Below are 1305 nucleotides of genomic sequence, written 5' to 3'. Positions count from 1 at the left end.
ACCTGTTCGGAGAGGAAGTTCTCCCCGACGAAGTCGCCCAGGGACTGGCCGAGTTGGTCCTTCTTGGTCGGGATGATCGCGGTGTGCGGGATGGGCAGGCCCAGCGGGCGGCGGAAGAGGGCGGTGACGGCGAACCAGTCCGCCAGCGCGCCGACCATCCCGGCCTCCGCGGCGGCGGCGACGTAGCCGGCCCAGGGTCCGGCGCCGCCGTGCTCGGCGGCGGTGGCCAGGGCGTACACGACGGCCACGGCGGCGAGCAGGCCGGTGGCGAGGGCCTTCATCCGCCGCAGCCCGCGCTGCTTCGCGGCGTCGGCCTCCGTGAGACGGGCCACGATCGGCGCGGGCGGGGAGCCGGCTGCGTTCGTCATACGTCCCATTGTCCGGGGGACCCGGAGTGACGCTCCGGGACGGGGAGGAGCGGGCGCCCGGCCGCGGCCCGCTGGGCCGCCCGGGTGAGCCCGGGTACTCCGGTCGTGGGATCATGGGGCGCGTGGGAGTGGTGAGGGTGCGGCGGGGATTCTATGCGCTGCTGGCGGGGCTGATGGCCGTGCTGGTGGGGGTCGTGGTGGCCATCGGCACGGGCCGCCAGGGCGAGCGTGAGGTCGCGGCGGCGCCGTCGGCCCCCGCGGAGGCCGAGGAGGGGAGCGAGGACGCCGAGCCCGTGACCCCGGCCGCGCGCAGCGCGTGGGTGGGCACGTGGTCGGCCGCGCCGACGGGCGCGGAGCCCGCGACGGTGGACGGCCTGCCGGACCGTTCGCTGCGGAACGTCCTGCGCGCCTCGGTGGGCGGCAGCAGCGTGCGCGTGGAGCTGTCGAATCGTTACGGCACGCAGCCGGTGACGTTCACGCACGTCACGGTGGCGCTCTCGGCGTACGGCGGCCCGGCGGCGCAGCCGGACACGATGCGGGAGCTGACGTTCGGCGGCGGCTCGACGGTGATCGTGCCGGCCGGCGGCTCGGTGCTGAGCGACCCGGTGTCCCTGAAGGTGCCCGCGGCGGCTGATGTGCTGGTGACGGTGTACGCGCCCGAGCCCTCGGGCCCGGTGACGTACCACCGCATGGCCCGGCAGACCAGTTACGCGGCGCCCGGGGACGTGGCCGCCGACACGACGGGCGGGCCGTACCAGGAGACGGTCGACTCGTGGCGCTATGTGACCGCGCTGCACGTGCTGAGCGCGCAGGCGGCGGGCTCGGTGGTGGTGCTGGGCGACTCGCTGACGGACGGCGCGGGCTCGACGCCGGGCGCGAACCACCGCTGGACGGACTTCCTGGCGGCGCGCCTGCGGGACGAGCGGGGCGCCCCGGC

Annotated in this window: 1 protein-coding gene and 1 pseudogene; one reads left to right on the top strand and one right to left on the bottom strand. The window is 76.2% G+C overall.

What is annotated here, in order from left to right:
* The coding region (locus D7231_RS34905; RefSeq protein WP_242000082.1) for a DUF445 family protein at positions 1–368 on the bottom strand (368 nt) is incomplete at its 3' end.
* Between the two features lie 122 nt (positions 369–490).
* Between D7231_RS34905 and D7231_RS38245 the strand changes: the two are divergent.
* Positions 491–1305, top strand: a pseudogene (locus D7231_RS38245) (SGNH/GDSL hydrolase family protein); the annotation flags it as partial.

This window comes from Streptomyces klenkii (assembly GCF_003626645.1).
Classification (GTDB): domain Bacteria; phylum Actinomycetota; class Actinomycetes; order Streptomycetales; family Streptomycetaceae; genus Streptomyces; species Streptomyces klenkii.
This window is presented reverse-complemented; position numbering and strand designations above follow the sequence as displayed.